The sequence below is a fragment of the Enterobacter sp. ECC-019 genome (genome assembly GCF_043974075.1).
GTDB lineage: Bacteria > Pseudomonadota > Gammaproteobacteria > Enterobacterales > Enterobacteriaceae > Enterobacter > Enterobacter asburiae_D.
In genome coordinates this window covers 3958403-3974205 of record NZ_CP143759.1, presented here as the reverse complement: position 1 = coordinate 3974205, position 15803 = coordinate 3958403, and the positions used below count along the sequence as shown (strand labels likewise).

Genomic DNA, 15803 nt, shown 5'->3' with positions numbered 1-15803 from the left:
ACCGGACAATCTCATGTCAGTAAGTTCTTTTAACCGACGCTGGGCGGCGGTGATCCTTGAAGCCCTGACGCGCCATGGCGTCAGGCACGTGTGTATTGCACCGGGTTCTCGCTCAACGCCGCTGACGCTGGCGGCCGCTGAAAACCGGGCGTTGATCCACCACACCCACTTTGATGAACGCGGTCTCGGCCATCTTGCGCTGGGTCTGGCGAAAGTCAGCAAAGAACCTGTGGCGGTGATCGTCACCTCCGGTACCGCCGTGGCGAACCTCTATCCGGCCCTGATTGAAGCCGGGTTAACCGGTGAAAAACTGATCTTACTGACGGCCGATCGCCCCCCTGAGCTTATCGACTGCGGCGCTAATCAGGCCATTCGCCAGCCGGGGCTCTTTTCTTCACATCCTTCGCAGACGATTTCGTTACCGCGTCCCACCCAGGATATTCCGGCAAGCTGGCTGGTCTCCACCGTCGATCACGCCATGGAGACGTTGCGTAGCGGGGCGTTACATATCAACTGCCCGTTTGCCGAGCCGCTGTACGGTGAGCTGGACGATACGGGTCTTGACTGGCAGCAGTCGCTTGGCGACTGGTGGGAGAGTGAAAAACCGTGGCTGCGCGAGCAGACGCATCTTGAGAGCGCGAAACAGCGCGACTGGTTCTTCTGGCGGCAGAAGCGCGGCGTGGTGATTGCCGGGCGCATGAGCGCCGCCGAAGGCAAACTGGTTGCCGAATGGGCGCAAACCCTTGGCTGGCCGCTGATAGGCGACGTGCTTTCCCAGACCGGTCAGCCGCTGCCGTGCGCCGACCTCTGGCTGGGGAATGCCAAAGCGGTCACCGAGCTTGCGCAGGCGCAGATTGTGGTCCAGCTTGGATCGAGTTTGACCGGCAAACGCTTACTGCAGTGGCAGGCCACCTGCACGCCGGAAGAGTACTGGCTGGTGGATTCGCTGGAAGGACGGCTTGACCCGGCGCACCACCGCGGGCGTCGTCTGGTCAGCAGCATCGATACCTGGCTGACGCTTCATCCGGCTGAGAAACGCAAGCCCTGGGCGGTGGCCATTCCGGACCTTTCGCGCCAGGCGTGGGAACTGACCAAAGCGCACTGTGAAGCGTTTAGCGAGGCCGGGCTGGCGCACCGTATTCGCCAGTGCCTGCCTGAACAGGGGCAATTGTTTGTCGGCAACAGCCTGGTCGTGCGGCTGATTGACGCGTTTTCGAAGCTGCCCGCGGGCTACCCGGTGTACAGCAACCGCGGCGCCAGCGGCATCGACGGGCTGATCTCCACGGCGGCGGGCGTGCAGCGCGCCAGCGCGAAATCAACGCTGGCGATCGTGGGCGATCTCTCCGCGCTCTACGATCTCAACGCGCTGGCGCTGCTGCGTCAGGCATCTGCCCCATTTGTGCTGATTGTGGTCAACAACAACGGCGGGCAGATTTTCTCCCTGCTGCCAACGCCGCAGAGCGAGCGCGAGCGCTTCTATTTGATGCCGCAGAACGTGCAGTTCGAACACGCCGCGGCGATGTTTAGCCTGAAATACCATCGCCCGGAAAGCTGGGAACAGCTGGACGCGGCGTTAAGCAGCGCCTGGAAGCAGCCGGGTGCGACGCTGATTGAGCTGGTGGTGAACGATGCTGACGGTGCGCAGGCCCTGCAAAGCCTGCTGGCACAGGTGAGCCAGCTGTGATCCTCTCTGGCGTACAGCAGGCCGGAAAACCCGGCTATCCCTGGCTGGTCTTTTTGCACGGTTTTTCGGGCGACTGCCGCGAGTGGCAGAGGGTCGGTGAAGGGCTCAGCGATTACCCCCGGCTGTACCTGGATTTGCCGGGTCACGGTGGATCCCAGGATCTGGGCGTGACGGGGTTTGACGAGATGAGCAGGTTGCTCACCCGAACCCTTCTTAGTTACAACATACTGAAATTCTGGCTCATCGGGTACTCCCTCGGCGGCCGCATTGCGATGTTCCACGCCTGCCAGCAGGCAAACGGGCTGCTGGGCGTGATGGTGGAGGGCGGTCATCCAGGCCTGCAGGATGCCGATGCGCGAAATGCGCGGCTGGCATCCGACCGCCGCTGGGCAACGCGTTTTCGCACTGAACCGCTGGAGAAGGTGTTCACTGACTGGTATCAACAGCCCGTGTTCGCCTCTCTTACGGACGATCGGCGCGAGGCGCTGATTACCCTGCGCAGCCAGAACAACGGCGCTACGCTGGCGATGATGCTCGAGGCGACTTCGCTGGCCGTGCAGCCGGATTTGCGTGCCGCGCTTAGCGCACGCGATTTCTCTTTTGACTATCTCTATGGCGAACGGGATGAGAAGTTCGCGGCCCTTGCCGCGGAAGTGAACGCCGTTCGCCATGCCATTCCCAATGCCGGACACAACGCCCACCGGGAAAACCCCGATGCGGTTATCGCGAGTCTGGCTCAGATACTGCGTTATCGAATAAAGGACACTCTATGATCTATCCTGATGAAAACATGCTCTACGCCCCGGTTGAATGGCAGGACTGCTCCGAAGGCTACACCGACATTCGTTACCACAAATCCACCGACGGCATTGCCAAAATCACCATCAACCGCCCGCAGGTGCGTAACGCCTTCCGTCCGCTGACCGTGAAAGAGATGATTCAGGCCCTGGCGGATGCGCGCTACGACGATAACGTCGGCGTGATTGTCCTGACCGGCGAAGGCGATAAGGCGTTCTGCTCCGGTGGCGATCAGAAAGTGCGCGGCGACTACGGCGGATACCAGGACGATGCGGGTACGCACCACCTGAACGTCCTCGATTTCCAGCGTCAGATCCGCACCTGTCCAAAACCGGTGGTGGCGATGGTGGCGGGCTACTCCATCGGCGGCGGTCACGTGCTGCACATGATGTGCGATCTGACCATTGCCGCCGAGAACGCCATCTTCGGCCAGACCGGCCCGAAAGTCGGGTCCTTCGACGGCGGCTGGGGCGCCTCGTACATGGCGCGCATCGTCGGGCAGAAAAAAGCCCGCGAAATCTGGTTCCTGTGCCGTCAGTACAACGCTCAGGAAGCGCTGGATATGGGCCTGGTGAATACCGTGGTACCGATTGCCGATCTCGAAAAAGAGACCGTGCGCTGGTGCCGTGAAATGCTGCAAAACAGCCCGATGGCGCTGCGCTGCCTGAAGGCCGCGCTCAACGCCGACTGTGACGGTCAGGCGGGTCTGCAGGAGCTGGCGGGTAACGCCACCATGCTGTTCTACATGACCGAAGAGGGTCAGGAAGGGCGCAACGCGTTTAACGAAAAACGCCAGCCGGACTTCAGCAAATACAAACGGAACCCGTAATGCGTCGCGCGCAGGTTTACCGCTGGCAGATACCGATGGACGCGGGCGTGGTGCTGCGTGAACGGCGGTTAAAAAACCGTGACGGCTTCTTCGTACATCTGCAGCAGGACGAGCGGGAAGGCTGGGGTGAGATTTCGCCTCTGCCTGGCTTTAGCCTGGAGTCGCTGGATGACGCGCAGTCAGCATTGCTGGCGTGGGCTGACGCGTGGCGCGAGGGCGCGGATCCGGCGTTGCCGGACGTGCCTTCCGCGGCTTTTGGTATCAGCTGCGCGCTGGCGGAGCTCGACGGCAGCCTGCCTGAAGAGGCTAACTACCGCGCGGCACCGCTCTGTACGGGCGATCCTGACGAGCTGTTCGCGCTGCTCTCCGCCATGCCTGGCGAGAAAGTGGCGAAAATTAAAGTTGGTCTCTACGAAGCGGTGCGCGACGGCATGGTCGCCAACCTGCTGCTGGAGGCGATCCCCGACCTTCATCTGCGTCTGGACGCTAACCGCGCCTGGACGCCGCTCAAGGCGCAGCAGTTTGCAAAGTACGTCAACCCGGCGTACCGCAGCCGCATTGCCTTCCTCGAAGAACCGTGCAAAACCCGCGACGATTCGCGCGCGTTTGCCCGCGAAACGGGGATAGCCATCGCCTGGGATGAAAGCCTGCGCGAGGACGATTTTGAATTTGTCGCCGAGCCCGGCGTCAGCGCGGTGGTGATTAAACCAACGCTGACCGGCAGCCTGGCGAAAGTGCGCGAGCAGGTCTCGGCGGCGCACGCGCTGGGGCTGACGGCGGTCATCAGCTCGTCGATTGAGTCCAGCCTTGGGCTGACCCAGCTGGCGCGCATTGCCGCCTGGCTAACGCCGGACACGATCCCCGGCCTCGACACGCTGAACCTGATGCAGGCCCAGCTTATCCGCACGTGGCCGGACAGCGCGCTGCCGTGCCTCGACGTCTCGGCGCTGGAGCCGCTGCGATGAGTTTTACCGACTGGCCGTGGCGGCACTGGCGTGCGCAGGTTGCTGATAAACCGGCCCTCAGGCTGAACGACGAGGTGCTCAGCTGGCAGCAGCTGTGCACCCGCATCGACCGCCTGGCGGCAGAGTTTCATCTGCAGGGCGTGGAGGCGGGCGACGGCGTGCTGCTGCTGGCCCATAACCACCCGCAAACCCTTCTGGCGTGGCTGGCGCTGCTCCAGTGCGGAGCGCGTATTCTGCCCGTTAATCCGCAGCTGCCTCGCCCGCTGCTGGACGTGTTGCTCCCGCAGATGACGCTGCGCTTTGCGCTGGCGCTGGACGGTACCTGTGAGTGTCTTCCTGCCCTGCGCATGCGCGAGCGTACGGGTGAATATCGCGTTGCGTGGCAACCGTCGCGGCTGGCGTCCATGACGCTGACCTCCGGCTCCACCGGGCTGCCGAAAGCGGCGGTGCATACCTGTGCCGCCCATCTCGCCAGCGCGCGCGGCGTGCTGGCGCTGATGCCCTACGGTGAAGACGACGACTGGCTGCTTTCGCTGCCGCTGTTTCACGTTTCCGGCCAGGGGATTTTATGGCGCTGGCTGCAGGCCGGGGCGCGGTTAACCGTGCGCGAGAAACAGCCGCTGGCGCAGGCGCTGCTCGGCTGTACGCATGCCTCGCTGGTGCCGACCCAGCTCTGGCGTCTGCTTAATACCCACCAGCCTGTCGCACTGAAAGCGGTGCTTCTGGGCGGGGCCGCCATCCCTGTTGAATTGACGCAGCAGGCGCGCGAGCAGGGGATTCGCACCTTCTGCGGCTACGGCCTGACCGAGTTTGCCTCTACCGTCTGCGCGAAAGCGGCGGACGGCGAGCCGGACGTAGGCTATGCGCTGCCGGGCAGAGAGGTGCAGGTGGTTAACGGTGAGGTCTGGATCCGGGCAGAGAGCATGGCTTCAGGCTACTGGCGGGACGGCGAATTAGTTCCGCTGACCAACGCGCAGGGATGGTTCGCCACCCGGGATCGCGGTGAATGGCATGACGGCCGTCTGACGATCCTGGGCCGCATGGACAACCTCTTTTTTAGCGGCGGAGAAGGGATCCAGCCGGAGAGCCTTGAGCGTGTTATCGCCCGCCATCCGCAGATTAACCAGGTGTTTATCGTCCCGCTGGACGACGCCGAGTTTGGGCAACGTCCGGTGGCGGTAGTGGAGTGCGAGCCGGGAACGGATATCACCTGTTTGCCTGACTGGGTCAGGGATAAGGTGGCGCGTTTTGAGCAACCCGTCCGCTGGCTGCTGTTGCCGAACGAACTCAAAAATGGCGGCATTAAAATCTCGCGCCGCGCGTTGCAGCAGTGGGTGAACGCATCGCTGAAGGGATAATAGCCGTTTCAAATAGTTACAATCTACCGTTCTGCCGCACGCAGAGTGCTTGATCCCCGTGAGACTCCGGTTAAAATCTCGCGGTTTTGGGACTTCTTTATAATAATTGTGCGGGATCACGACAATGAAAAAAGTGGCATTACTGGGCTTCGGCCTGATGGTTGTATCTGCGGCGGCTAACGCCATCAGCATTAACGGCTCGGCGGGTCAGGATTACACCCACCTGGGCTTTGGCATGGGTACCGAGACTTCCGGTCTGGCGATGACCGGCGGCTGGACGCATAACGATGACGACGGCGACGCGGCCAGCCTCGGCCTGGGTCTGAACATTCCTCTTGGCCCGTTCCTGGCCACCGTCGGCGGTAAAGGTATCTATACCAACCCAAATGACGGTGACGAAGGGTACGCGGCGGCAGTGGGCGGCGGCCTGCAGTGGAAAATTGGCGACAGCTTCGGCCTGTTTGGTGAGTACTACTATTCGCCGGACTCCCTCTCAAGCGGTATCGAAAGCTATGAAGAGGCCAACGCCGGCGCGCGCTGGACCATCATGCGTCCAATTACCCTCGAAGCGGGCTATCGCTATCTGAACCTGGCCGGTAAAGACGGCAACCGCGACAACGCGCTGGCCGACGGCCCGTACGTGGGCGTCAGCGCAGGCTTCTAATCACTCCGGCGCGGCATTCTGTCGCGCCAGTTTCTCTCTTCTCCACCCCGCGTTTGCGCTATAGTGTTTTGACCAAATAAGCGGGAGAACATAATGATTAACGTGGAGATGTTATCCACCGGCGACGAAGTGCTGCATGGACAAATTATCGATACCAATGCTGCCTGGCTTGCCGATCTTTTCTTTGAGCAAGGATTACCGTTAACGCGCCGCAATACCGTAGGCGACAATCTTGAGTCGCTGGTCGCTATTCTGCGCGAGCGCAGCGAGCACTGCGACGTGCTGATTGTGAATGGCGGGCTCGGCCCCACTAGCGACGATCTCAGCGCGCTGGCCGCCGCAACCGCAAAAGGCGAAGGGCTGGTGCTGCACGAGGCGTGGCTTTCGCAGATGGAGCGCTTTTTCTCCGAACGTGGCCGCGTCATGGCCCCCAGCAACCGCAAACAGGCGGAAATTCCCGCCAGCGCCGAGCTGGTCGATAACCCGGTGGGTACCGCGTGCGGGTTTGCCATGCAGCTGAACCGCTGCCTGATGTTCTTTACGCCTGGCGTGCCCTCAGAATTTAAAGTGATGGTCGAGCAGCAGATCCTGCCGCGCCTTCGCGATCGTTTTACTCTGCCTGAACCGCCGCTTTGCCTGCGTCTGACCACCTTTGGTCGCTCGGAAAGCGATCTGGCCCAGAGCCTTGACCCCCTCCCGCTGCCGCCGGGCGTGTCCATGGGCTATCGCTCCTCTATGCCAATCATTGAACTGAAGCTGACAGGCCCGGCCGAGCAGAAAGAGGCGATGCTGGCCCTGTGGCCCGAGGTGCAGCGCGTGGCGGGCGAAAGCCTGATCTTTGAAGGGACGGAAGGGTTGCCCGCGCAGATTGCGACGCATCTGCAGTCGCGTCAGCTGAGCGTGACCTTAAGCGAGCAGTTCACCGGTGGCCTGCTGGCGCTGCAGCTGTCGCGCGTCAACGCGCCGCTGCTGGCCAGCGAAGTGGTGCCGTTCCAGCAGGAGACCCTGGCGCAGACCGCACGCTGGGCTTCCGAGAGAAGGGTGAAGCATTTTGCCGGTCTGGCGCTGTTTGTCGGGGGGCTGGATGAGGAATACCTTAACTTCGCGCTGGCGACGCCGGAAGGCACCTGGGCCCTGCGGGTAAAAATGAGCATCACCCGCCATAGCCTGGCGGTGCGTCAGGAGGTTTGCGCCATGATGGCGCTGAACATGCTGCGCCGCTGGCTGAATGGTAAAGAGGTTGCCAGCGAGCACGGCTGGATTAACGTTGTCGAGTCGCTGTTCATCGAGTAAAACCTGTGCCGGGGCCTTTCGCCCCGGCCATGTTCAGCCCAGCGCCTTCGCCAGCAGGGTGATTGGATGTTCGCAGCGCTTGCTGGTGGACATCTCAATCTGCCACTTGCAGGTTTCGCAGTCCGTTACCACGATATCCGCGCCGCTCTCTTCAATCTGACGGAACAGCGGGGCGCCAATCGCCTGTGACGTTTCGTAGTTTTCACGCTTAAAGCCGTAGGTCCCCGCAATCCCGCAGCAGCGCGAATCCAGTACCGTCAGCTCCAGGCCTGGAATAAGCCGCAGCAGCTCAAGCGTATAGAGCGACCAGCCCATTTTCTCCATATGACACGGCGTGTGATAGACCACCTTCAGCGGTAATGTCCCCAGCGGCAACGTCTGCCCGCTATCCAGTTTGCGCCACAGGAAGCGTGTCGCCAGCTCAATGTGCTCGCGCAGGCCGGTATTGTCCACGTCGAGCAGATGCGGGTACTCGTCGCGCAGGGTAAAGGTACAGGTGGACGAGGTCGCCAGCACCGGAATACCTTTATCGACAATCGCTTCGCGCAGGGAGGTGACATTGCTTTGAGCCTGCCTGCGCGCTTTATCGGTAAACCCGTTGGCAATCAGCGGTACGCCGCAGCACTTCTCTTTATTCAGTAGCTGAACGCCCGTTCCCATGGCGTTTAGCACCTTCAGCAGATCTTTACCCAGCTGCGGATGGTTGTAATTCACATAGCAGCCGTGGAAAAAGGCCACCTGGTCGGCATACTTCGCCTGTTCCGCCGCGACGGATTTGTACCAGCGGCGGAAGGTGCCGTGAGAATATTTTGGCAGGCTGCGGTGATGGTCTATCTTCAGCGTCGCATCCAGCAGCTGGCGCACCGGTTTGAGCGAGGTCGCGGCATTCACCAGCGGGGCAAAGGGCGTCGAGACGCTGCCCATCAGATCGGTATGGCTCAGGATCGCGTCCCGCAGCGTCGGCTTTTGCGTGCTGTAGCGCGCCCGGGCGCGCTGGATGATATCGCCGATTTTAACATCCGACGGGCAGGCGACTTCGCAGCGTTTGCAGTTAATGCAGTATTTCAGCGCCTCGTCATACAGCTTGCCGTCCTTCAGACGCAGACGCTCGCCGTCTGGTCCGGCCTGCTTTGGCCCGGGATAGCGTGGGTTCACGCCGCTGACCGGGCAGACGGTGGTACACACCGTGCATTTAATGCAGCTTTCAAAACGGGTGTCGTTCATTGTTCAGCCTCCGTGCGCTGGCTAATCTGCTCTGCCACATACAGCGCCGTGATGGCGCAGACCCCGCCACCGCATCCCTGAGCAATGGGATCGTACCCGCCCAGCAGCGAGCCGATGGCAAAGAGATTACTGACGGGCTTACCGGAAAGTTGCGGATGCAGCTGGTCATCGACAATCACGCCGAACTGCTGCCAGGGCTGCGGCGAGAAGAAATCACTCTGATACCAGTCAGAGCGGGAGGTTCGCTGGCGAACATCCAGCCCCATAATGGCTTCCCGGATGCCCTCCCGGCTGCTCAGCAGCCCGTTGCTGAAGAAGCTGCCGCTTGCCAGCACCGTATAGCGGGCACGAAGCGGAATATCGTCGTGGTTGCGCGTCCAGATTTCGCTCACCGCGCCGTCGATCAGGGTGATTTTTTTCACCTCATCGCCCGCCATCCACACGCCGCCCTGCGCGACAAACTGGCGCTGGAGCTGGGTATGCAGGCGAATGCCGGGTACGGAAGGGGGCAGCGTGGGCAGCAGGCCGAGCGAGCAGGGCAGCCGATCCGAGAGCCAGCGCCAGAGCCGGTTGTCGCGTAAACCAAAGCAGGCGGGCATCAGCAGGGCGTCGCAGCCGTCGCTGAGCGGCCTGAGCGCGTCATACAGCAGCGGCCATTTGTCCTCGTTATCCAGAAAACGGGCGATATTCACCGCGCGAAACTCGCTCGGGTTATCGCGCAGGACATCAAGCTCGGGCAGTTCTATCTCTGCCGTTTCGGCGTTAACGCCCTGGCGACAGAGCGACGCCGCCGCGAGATGGGGCTGAAAATCCAGAAAGCCGCTAATACCCACGACCCGCACGCGCGCGGCATTGAAGGGTGCAACGGGTACCTCCTCCGGGCTGAGCCAGGCAGAGCGCAGGGTGCCGAGCGGCGTGACGCGCTGGTGATTGAGCCGGGCGCTTCCCTTCAGACGCGCGCCGCAGTCCGCCAGCAGCGCTTCGGTTTCCAGTGCAAAGCGGTCAATATGGTGCGCGCCAATCAGGTGATACGGGTGCTCCGGCGGTAGCTTATCGCGGTACGCTTCGTCCACCAGATCCAGCGAGCCCGACGAGAAGTGCAGGGCGCTCTGGCCCCGGGTGATTATGGCGCAGCGAAGCCCCTGCTTCGTGAGTTTGATGCCGCAAAGCAGGCCTGCCAGCCCGCCGCCGACGATGACGGTATCAAATTTCATCGCGTTGCTCCTTCTCAAGACCGCAAAGCCCCTGGTAGACCCAGCGGGTAAATTCGCTTTCGCGCAGGGCATCGCCCCAGGCGACAGGCTGAATGCCTTTCCAGCGCTCGTTTAAAAACGCGCTGAGCTGATCGAGCGACTGTGTGGCGGTGGTGGTGTGAAAACGCTGCAATAACCCGGCGGCACGACAGGCGCACAGCTCGCCCTGACAGGTGCCCATTCCAACGCGGGTGCGGCGGCGAAGATCGAGCAGGCTGTTGACCGTCAGGCTCTCCACCGCGTACTGCACCTCACCGGCGGTGACGGCTTCGCACTCGCACACCAGGCTACGGCTCAACCTTCCTTCACCGAGCCACTGTGGCGTTCTGTCGCCGTGGCGGTAAATAGCGGACCCGCGCAGCGGCGCGGGCAGAGATATAATTTTTTGCAGCGTTTTTTCGGTGGACTGACGCGAGCCGGGCAGGGCTTGTTCTGCCGTCACGCACCGTTCGGTATTGCCCAGCTTGCGGCAGACGGCATCGGTCGCCCACTCGGCCATCAGGCGGTAGGTCATCAGCTTGCCGCCGGTGATGGTGATAAACCCGTCCATGCCGTCGCGCTCGGCGTGATCGAGCAGCACGATGCCCCGGCTGACGTTACGCCCGCTCGGGTCGTTGTCGCTGGCGACCAGCGGGCGCACGCCGGCGTAAGCGCGCAGAATACGCGTCTGGGCCATCACCGGGGCCAGTTTTTCCCCTTCGCGCAGCAGGATGTCGACCTCTTCGGCGGTCACGCGGTTGTAGTCAATCTCGCTGTAGTCCACGTGGGTTGAGGTGGTACCGATTAACGAAATGGTATCGCCCGGGACGAGGATATCGGCATCGGACGGTTTGCGGCAGCGGTTGATCACGTGGTTATTGATGCGGTGGTCGAGGATCAGCAGCGAGCCTTTCGCCGGGAACATGCGCACCGACAGGTCCGCGTATTCCGCGATGCGCTGCCCCCAGATCCCCGCCGCGTTGACCACAACGGCGGCATACAGCTCGCTGTGTTCGTTATATTGCGTATCAAGGATCCGCACGCCGCAGATGCGATGACCTTCGCGGATAAGCCCGGTTACTTCGTGCCCGGTCAGGATGTGCGCGCCATGCTCGCGGGCGTCCAGCATATTGGCGGCGGTCAGGCGGAAGGGATCAACGGTGCCGTCAGGCACTTTCACCGCGCCGATAAGCGCCGGGTTAACCGACGGTTCCAGCCGCCGCGCCAGCGCCGGGTCCATGGCCTCAGCCTGAATGCCTGCTGCAGTGCAGGCGGTAATAAAGATGTCCTGAAAAGCGAGGTCATCTTCGGGAAGGGTAATAAAGAGGCCGTCGGTCGGCTCAATGCAGTGGCGGGCGATACGCTTGAGGATCTGGTTTTCAGCAATACATTCGCGCGCGGATTCAGCGTCGGTGACCGCATACCGGGCGCCGCTGTGCAGCAGGCCGTGGTTACGCCCGGTTGCGCCCGTAGCGATATCATGGCGTTCCAGAAGCGTGACGCTTAAGCCGCGAAGGGCGCAATCGCGTGCGATCCCGGCGCCGGTTGCGCCACCGCCAATGATTATCACATCGCTGTAGCGAGGATCGTGAATGGTCATTGTTTACCCTCTATGTTCGTTTTTTATCATTTAGCCATATCGATCGTGTGGTTTGTTTGATTTCGAACATAAACGCGCGAAATTCGAAAGTGAAACGTGATTTCATGCGCTTTTTTGCGCATTCCGTCATATTTCTGTAACAATCTGTGCGTTGATTCACAGTAACAATCACCGTGATTTCTTAACATCCCCGCCTCTGGAATTCGGGTGCGAGCCACCTGCTCATTCAATTCAAGGCCACGGAGGCTGTTATGCTCAGTATCTTCAAACCTGCGCCGCATCGGGCGCGTCTGCCAGAGGCAGAAATTGATCCGCTATACCGCCGTCTGCGCTGGCAAATTTTCCTGGGGATCTTCTTCGGGTACGCGGCGTACTACCTTGTACGTAAAAACTTTGCGCTCGCCATGCCGTATCTGGTGGAGCAGGGCTTCTCCCGCGGCGATCTGGGGTTCGCGCTGTCGGGGATCTCAATCGCCTACGGTTTTTCCAAATTCATCATGGGTTCCGTGTCGGATCGCTCGAATCCGCGCGTGTTCCTGCCCGCCGGCCTGATCCTGGCGGCCGCGGTCATGCTGTTCATGGGCTTTGTGCCGTGGGCGACGTCCAGTATTGCGATTATGTTCGTGCTGCTGTTCCTCTGCGGCTGGTTCCAGGGGATGGGGTGGCCGCCGTGCGGACGCACCATGGTGCACTGGTGGTCGCAGAAGGAGCGCGGCGGCATCGTGTCGGTGTGGAACTGTGCGCATAACGTGGGTGGCGGTATTCCGCCGCTGCTGTTCCTGCTGGGGATGGCCTGGTTCAACGACTGGCACGCTGCGCTGTATATGCCTGCCTTTGGTGCCATCGTCGTGGCGATTATCGCCTTCGCGCTCATGCGCGACACGCCTCAGTCCTGCGGCCTGCCGCCGATTGAAGAGTACAAAAACGACTATCCGGACGATTACAGCAAGGAGCACGAAGAAGAGCTTACCGCAAAACAGATCTTCATGAAGTACGTCCTGCCGAACAAGCTGCTGTGGTACATCGCGGTGGCGAACGTGTTCGTTTACCTGCTGCGCTACGGCATCCTCGACTGGTCGCCAACCTACCTGAAAGAGGTGAAGCACTTCGCGCTGGATAAATCCTCGTGGGCCTATTTCCTGTATGAATATGCCGGGATCCCGGGCACGCTGCTTTGCGGCTGGATGTCGGACAAGGTGTTTAAAGGTAACCGCGGCGCGACGGGCGTGTTCTTTATGACCCTGGTCACTATCGCGACCGTCGTGTACTGGCTCAACCCGCCGGGTAATCCGGGTGTAGACATGGCCTGCATGATCGTCATCGGCTTCCTGATCTACGGTCCGGTAATGCTGATCGGTCTGCACGCGCTGGAGCTGGCACCGAAAAAAGCGGCAGGCACGGCGGCAGGCTTTACCGGTCTGTTCGGCTATCTGGGTGGTTCGGTCGCGGCGAGCGCCATCGTGGGCTATACCGTTGACTTCTTTGGCTGGGACGGCGGCTTTATGGTGATGATCGGCGGTAGCGTGTTGGCGGTACTGCTGCTGATTGTTGTGATGATCGGTGAGAAACGCCACCACGCGGAAGTGCAGGCGCGTCGTCAATAAGGAGCAATGCCATGAAATTATCTTACGTAACAACCGGCCTGCTGCTGGCGGGCCTGATGACAGGCTCCGCGCTGGCGGCGGATAAAATCGTTATCGCCCACCGCGGCGCCAGCGGCTATCTGCCGGAGCATACGCTGCCGGCAAAAGCGATGGCCTATGCCCAGGGCGCGGATTATCTGGAGCAGGATCTGGTGATGACCAAGGACGACCAGTTGGTCGTCCTGCATGACCACTATCTGGACCGCGTGACGGACGTGGCGGAGCGTTTCCCGGACCGCGCGCGCAAAGATGGCCGCTACTACGCCATTGATTTCACCCTGGCGGAGATCCGTTCCCTGAAGTTTACCGAAGGCTTTGAGATTGAAAACGGCAAGAAGGTGCAGGTCTATCCGGGACGTTTCCCGATGGGCAAATCTGACTTCCGCATTCATACCTTCCAGGAAGAGATTGAGTTTGTTCAGGGGCTGAACCACTCCACCGGTAAGAACATCGGTATCTACCCGGAGATCAAAGCGCCGTGGTTCCACCATCAGGAAGGAAAAGACATTGCCGCGAAGACGCTGGAGGTGCTGAAACAGTACGGCTACACCAGCAAGAAGGACAAAGTCTACCTGCAGTGTTTTGACGCCGCCGAGCTGAAGCGCATCAAAACCGAGCTGGAGCCGAAGATGGGCATGAACCTCAATCTGGTGCAGCTGATCGCCTATACCGACTGGAATGAAACTCAGGAGAAGCAGCCGGACGGGAAGTGGGTTAACTATAACTACGACTGGATGTTTAAGCCGGGCGCGATGAAGCAGATTGCGCAGTACGCCGACGGCATCGGGCCGGATTACCACATGCTGGTGGCGGAAGGCTCAGCGCCGGGCCACGTGAAGCTGACGGCGATGGTGAAAGAGGCGCACGCCAGCAAGATGCAGGTGCATCCATATACCGTGCGTGCGGACCAGCTGCCGCCGTATGCCACGGATGTGAATCAGCTTTATGAGGTGTTGTATAACCAGGCGGGCGTGGACGGGTTGTTTACGGATTTCCCGGATAAAGCGGTGAGCTTTTTGAAGGATTAACGCTGAAATTGCCGGGCGGCGGCTGCGCCTTACCCGGCCTACGAACTGCGGTTTTGTAGGTCGGGTAAGCGAAGCGCCACCCGACACAATCACATCTCGATCTCTATATCGCCTTTTGCCCGGCAGCAGCAGGGCAAAATTTCCCCTTCGTTGATAAAGGCCAGCGGCTCGGTCAGCCAGTCTACCTGGCCGGCGACCAGACGGCAGCGGCAGGAGCCGCAGTAGCCGGAACGACACTGGTACTCTACTTCTACCTGATGCGCCTCAAGCGCCACCAGCAGAGAAGGGTGCTCCTCCCGACACAGTACCTCTGTGCCGGAAAGACTTAACGTGACGCGTGACATCAGAGCTGGAAGTTGCTCAGGTCGTCGGTGTTGACTTCAGAATCAATCTGACCGACCAGATAAGAGCTCACTTCCACTTCCTGCGGCGCAACCTGCACGTTATCGGACACCAGCCAGGTGTTGATCCACGGGATTGGGTTAGAGCGCGTCTGGAACGGCAGGTCGAGACCGACGGCCTGCATGCGGATGTTGGTGATGTACTCAACGTACTGGCACAGGATGTCTTTGTTCAGGCCAATCATGGAGCCGTCGCGGAACAGGTAGTCTGCCCACTCTTTCTCCTGCTGAGCCGCCAGCACGAACAGGTCGTAGCACTCCTGCTTGCACTCTTCGGCAATTTCCGCCATCTCCGGATCGTCCGTACCGCTGCGCAGCAGGTTCAGCATGTGCTGGGTGCCTGTCAGGTGCAGGGCTTCATCGCGGGCAATCAGACGGATGATTTTGGCGTTGCCTTCCATCAGCTTGCGCTCGGCAAAGGCGAAGGAGCAGGCGAAGCTCACGTAGAAGCGGATCGCTTCCAGCGCGTTGACGCTCATCAGGCACAGGTACAGCTGTCTTTTCAGCGCGCGCAGGTTAACGGTAATGGTTTTACCGTTCACGTTGTGGGTGCCTTCGCCCAGCAGATGCCAGTAGCTGGTCATCTGGATCAGCTCGTCGTAGTAGTGCGCAATACCTTCCGCGCGCTTCTGGATCTGCTCGTTGGTAACGATATCGTCAAACACCACCGCCGGATCGTTCACGATGTTGCGGATGATGTGGGTGTAAGAGCGGGAGTGGATCGTCTCGGAGAACGCCCATGTTTCCACCCAGGTTTCCAGCTCAGGAATGGAGATCAGCGGCAACAGCGCCACGTTCGGGCTACGGCCCTGAATGGAGTCCAGCAGCGTCTGGTATTTCAGGTTGCTGATGAAGATATGTTTTTCATGATCCGGCAGCGACTGGTAGTCAATACGGTCGCGGGAGACGTCCACTTCTTCCGGGCGCCAGAAGAAGGAGAGTTGCTTTTCGATCAGCTTTTCGAAGATGTCATATTTTTGCTGATCGTAGCGTGCCACGTTGACCGGCTGGCCGAAGAACATCGGCTCTTTGAGCTGGTCGTTTTTCGTCTGTGAAAAGGTGGTGTATGCCATGAGTGTGTCCT

14 protein-coding genes are annotated in these 15803 nt (G+C 60.6%); 9 read left to right on the top strand and 5 right to left on the bottom strand.

All coding sequences use genetic code 11. The features are described 5' to 3' along the window. Positions 1-13 precede the first annotated feature (13 nt). The 7 genes from menD (at position 14) to V1566_RS18745 (ending at position 7591) form a co-directional block, all read left to right on the top strand. Entirely contained in the window at positions 14-1684 is a 1671-nt protein-coding gene (gene menD, locus V1566_RS18775; RefSeq protein WP_395304304.1) for a 2-succinyl-5-enolpyruvyl-6-hydroxy-3-cyclohexene-1-carboxylic-acid synthase, read from the top strand. Beyond that, positions 1681-2457, top strand: a complete 777-nt coding sequence (gene menH / locus V1566_RS18770) for a 2-succinyl-6-hydroxy-2,4-cyclohexadiene-1-carboxylate synthase (RefSeq protein ID WP_395304303.1) — start codon at positions 1681-1683, stop codon at positions 2455-2457. The genes menD and menH overlap by 4 nt, the downstream gene beginning before the upstream one ends. Beyond that, positions 2454-3311 (top strand): 1,4-dihydroxy-2-naphthoyl-CoA synthase, encoded by an 858-nt coding sequence (gene menB, locus V1566_RS18765; RefSeq protein ID WP_032659145.1) that lies wholly within the window; start codon positions 2454-2456, stop codon positions 3309-3311. Before menH ends, menB begins: the two co-directional genes overlap by 4 nt. Beyond that, positions 3311-4276 carry an o-succinylbenzoate synthase gene (gene menC, locus V1566_RS18760; RefSeq protein ID WP_395304302.1) on the top strand — a complete coding sequence of 322 codons (966 nt, stop codon included), beginning with the start codon at positions 3311-3313 and terminating at the stop codon, positions 4274-4276. The genes menB and menC overlap by 1 nt, the downstream gene beginning before the upstream one ends. Then, complete coding sequence (menE, locus tag V1566_RS18755) at positions 4273-5634, top strand: o-succinylbenzoate--CoA ligase (protein WP_395304301.1); 1362 nt, start codon at positions 4273-4275, stop codon at positions 5632-5634. Before menC ends, menE begins: the two co-directional genes overlap by 4 nt. 124 nt (positions 5635-5758) lie before the next feature. After that, the gene (locus tag V1566_RS18750; RefSeq protein WP_395304300.1) at positions 5759-6298 is read left to right on the top strand and encodes a YfaZ family outer membrane protein; all 540 of its coding nucleotides are present in this window, start codon (positions 5759-5761) and stop codon (positions 6296-6298) included. 93 nt (positions 6299-6391) lie between these two features. After that, positions 6392-7591, top strand: coding sequence for a nicotinamide mononucleotide deamidase-related protein YfaY (locus V1566_RS18745; RefSeq protein ID WP_168979795.1), 1200 nt, complete (start codon positions 6392-6394; stop codon positions 7589-7591). Between the two features lie 33 nt (positions 7592-7624). Here the strand turns inward: V1566_RS18745 and glpC are convergent, their stop codons facing one another. Genes glpC through glpA form a run of 3 tightly spaced genes read right to left on the bottom strand, consistent with a single transcriptional unit; the run spans position 7625 to position 11647 of the window. After that, positions 7625-8815 (bottom strand): anaerobic glycerol-3-phosphate dehydrogenase subunit GlpC, encoded by a 1191-nt coding sequence (glpC, locus tag V1566_RS18740; RefSeq protein ID WP_370732935.1) that lies wholly within the window; start codon positions 8813-8815, stop codon positions 7625-7627. Continuing rightward, positions 8812-10029 (bottom strand): glycerol-3-phosphate dehydrogenase subunit GlpB, encoded by a 1218-nt coding sequence (gene glpB, locus V1566_RS18735; protein WP_395304299.1) that lies wholly within the window; start codon positions 10027-10029, stop codon positions 8812-8814. The genes glpC and glpB overlap by 4 nt, the downstream gene beginning before the upstream one ends. Next, complete coding sequence (glpA, locus tag V1566_RS18730; protein WP_395304298.1) at positions 10019-11647, bottom strand: anaerobic glycerol-3-phosphate dehydrogenase subunit A; 1629 nt, start codon at positions 11645-11647, stop codon at positions 10019-10021. Before glpA ends, glpB begins: the two co-directional genes overlap by 11 nt. A 251-nt stretch (positions 11648-11898) precedes the next feature. Here glpA and glpT point away from each other — a divergent pair, with 251 nt between their 5' ends. After that, complete coding sequence (gene glpT, locus V1566_RS18725) at positions 11899-13251, top strand: glycerol-3-phosphate transporter (RefSeq protein ID WP_133549656.1); 1353 nt, start codon at positions 11899-11901, stop codon at positions 13249-13251. Between the two features lie 11 nt (positions 13252-13262). Continuing rightward, positions 13263-14318 carry a glycerophosphodiester phosphodiesterase gene (glpQ, locus tag V1566_RS18720; RefSeq protein ID WP_213328156.1) on the top strand — a complete coding sequence of 352 codons (1056 nt, stop codon included), beginning with the start codon at positions 13263-13265 and terminating at the stop codon, positions 14316-14318. An 89-nt stretch (positions 14319-14407) separates the two neighbouring features. On the opposite strand, the gene yfaE is transcribed toward glpQ, so the two are convergent. Together yfaE and nrdB are read right to left on the bottom strand one after the other, a co-directional pair. Next, positions 14408-14662, bottom strand: a complete 255-nt coding sequence (gene yfaE, locus V1566_RS18715; protein ID WP_008500234.1) for a class I ribonucleotide reductase maintenance protein YfaE — start codon at positions 14660-14662, stop codon at positions 14408-14410. Next, the gene (gene nrdB, locus V1566_RS18710; protein WP_395304297.1) at positions 14662-15792 is read right to left on the bottom strand and encodes a class Ia ribonucleoside-diphosphate reductase subunit beta; all 1131 of its coding nucleotides are present in this window, start codon (positions 15790-15792) and stop codon (positions 14662-14664) included. The genes yfaE and nrdB overlap by 1 nt, the downstream gene beginning before the upstream one ends. Positions 15793-15803 lie beyond the last annotated feature (11 nt).

Coding starts and splice junctions, on each gene's coding strand:
- menD (WP_395304304.1), top strand. CDS start 14: ATGTCAGTAAGTTCTTTTAACCGACGCTGGGCGGCGGTGATCCTTGAA.
- menB (WP_032659145.1), top strand. CDS start 2,454: ATGATCTATCCTGATGAAAACATGCTCTACGCCCCGGTTGAATGGCAG.
- menC (WP_395304302.1), top strand. CDS start 3,311: ATGCGTCGCGCGCAGGTTTACCGCTGGCAGATACCGATGGACGCGGGC.
- menE (WP_395304301.1), top strand. CDS start 4,273: ATGAGTTTTACCGACTGGCCGTGGCGGCACTGGCGTGCGCAGGTTGCT.
- V1566_RS18750 (WP_395304300.1), top strand. CDS start 5,759: ATGAAAAAAGTGGCATTACTGGGCTTCGGCCTGATGGTTGTATCTGCG.
- V1566_RS18745 (WP_168979795.1), top strand. CDS start 6,392: ATGATTAACGTGGAGATGTTATCCACCGGCGACGAAGTGCTGCATGGA.
- glpC (WP_370732935.1), bottom strand. CDS start 8,815: ATGAACGACACCCGTTTTGAAAGCTGCATTAAATGCACGGTGTGTACC.
- glpB (WP_395304299.1), bottom strand. CDS start 10,029: ATGAAATTTGATACCGTCATCGTCGGCGGCGGGCTGGCAGGCCTGCTT.
- glpA (WP_395304298.1), bottom strand. CDS start 11,647: ATGACCATTCACGATCCTCGCTACAGCGATGTGATAATCATTGGCGGT.
- glpT (WP_133549656.1), top strand. CDS start 11,899: ATGCTCAGTATCTTCAAACCTGCGCCGCATCGGGCGCGTCTGCCAGAG.
- glpQ (WP_213328156.1), top strand. CDS start 13,263: ATGAAATTATCTTACGTAACAACCGGCCTGCTGCTGGCGGGCCTGATG.
- yfaE (WP_008500234.1), bottom strand. CDS start 14,662: ATGTCACGCGTCACGTTAAGTCTTTCCGGCACAGAGGTACTGTGTCGG.
- nrdB (WP_395304297.1), bottom strand. CDS start 15,792: ATGGCATACACCACCTTTTCACAGACGAAAAACGACCAGCTCAAAGAG.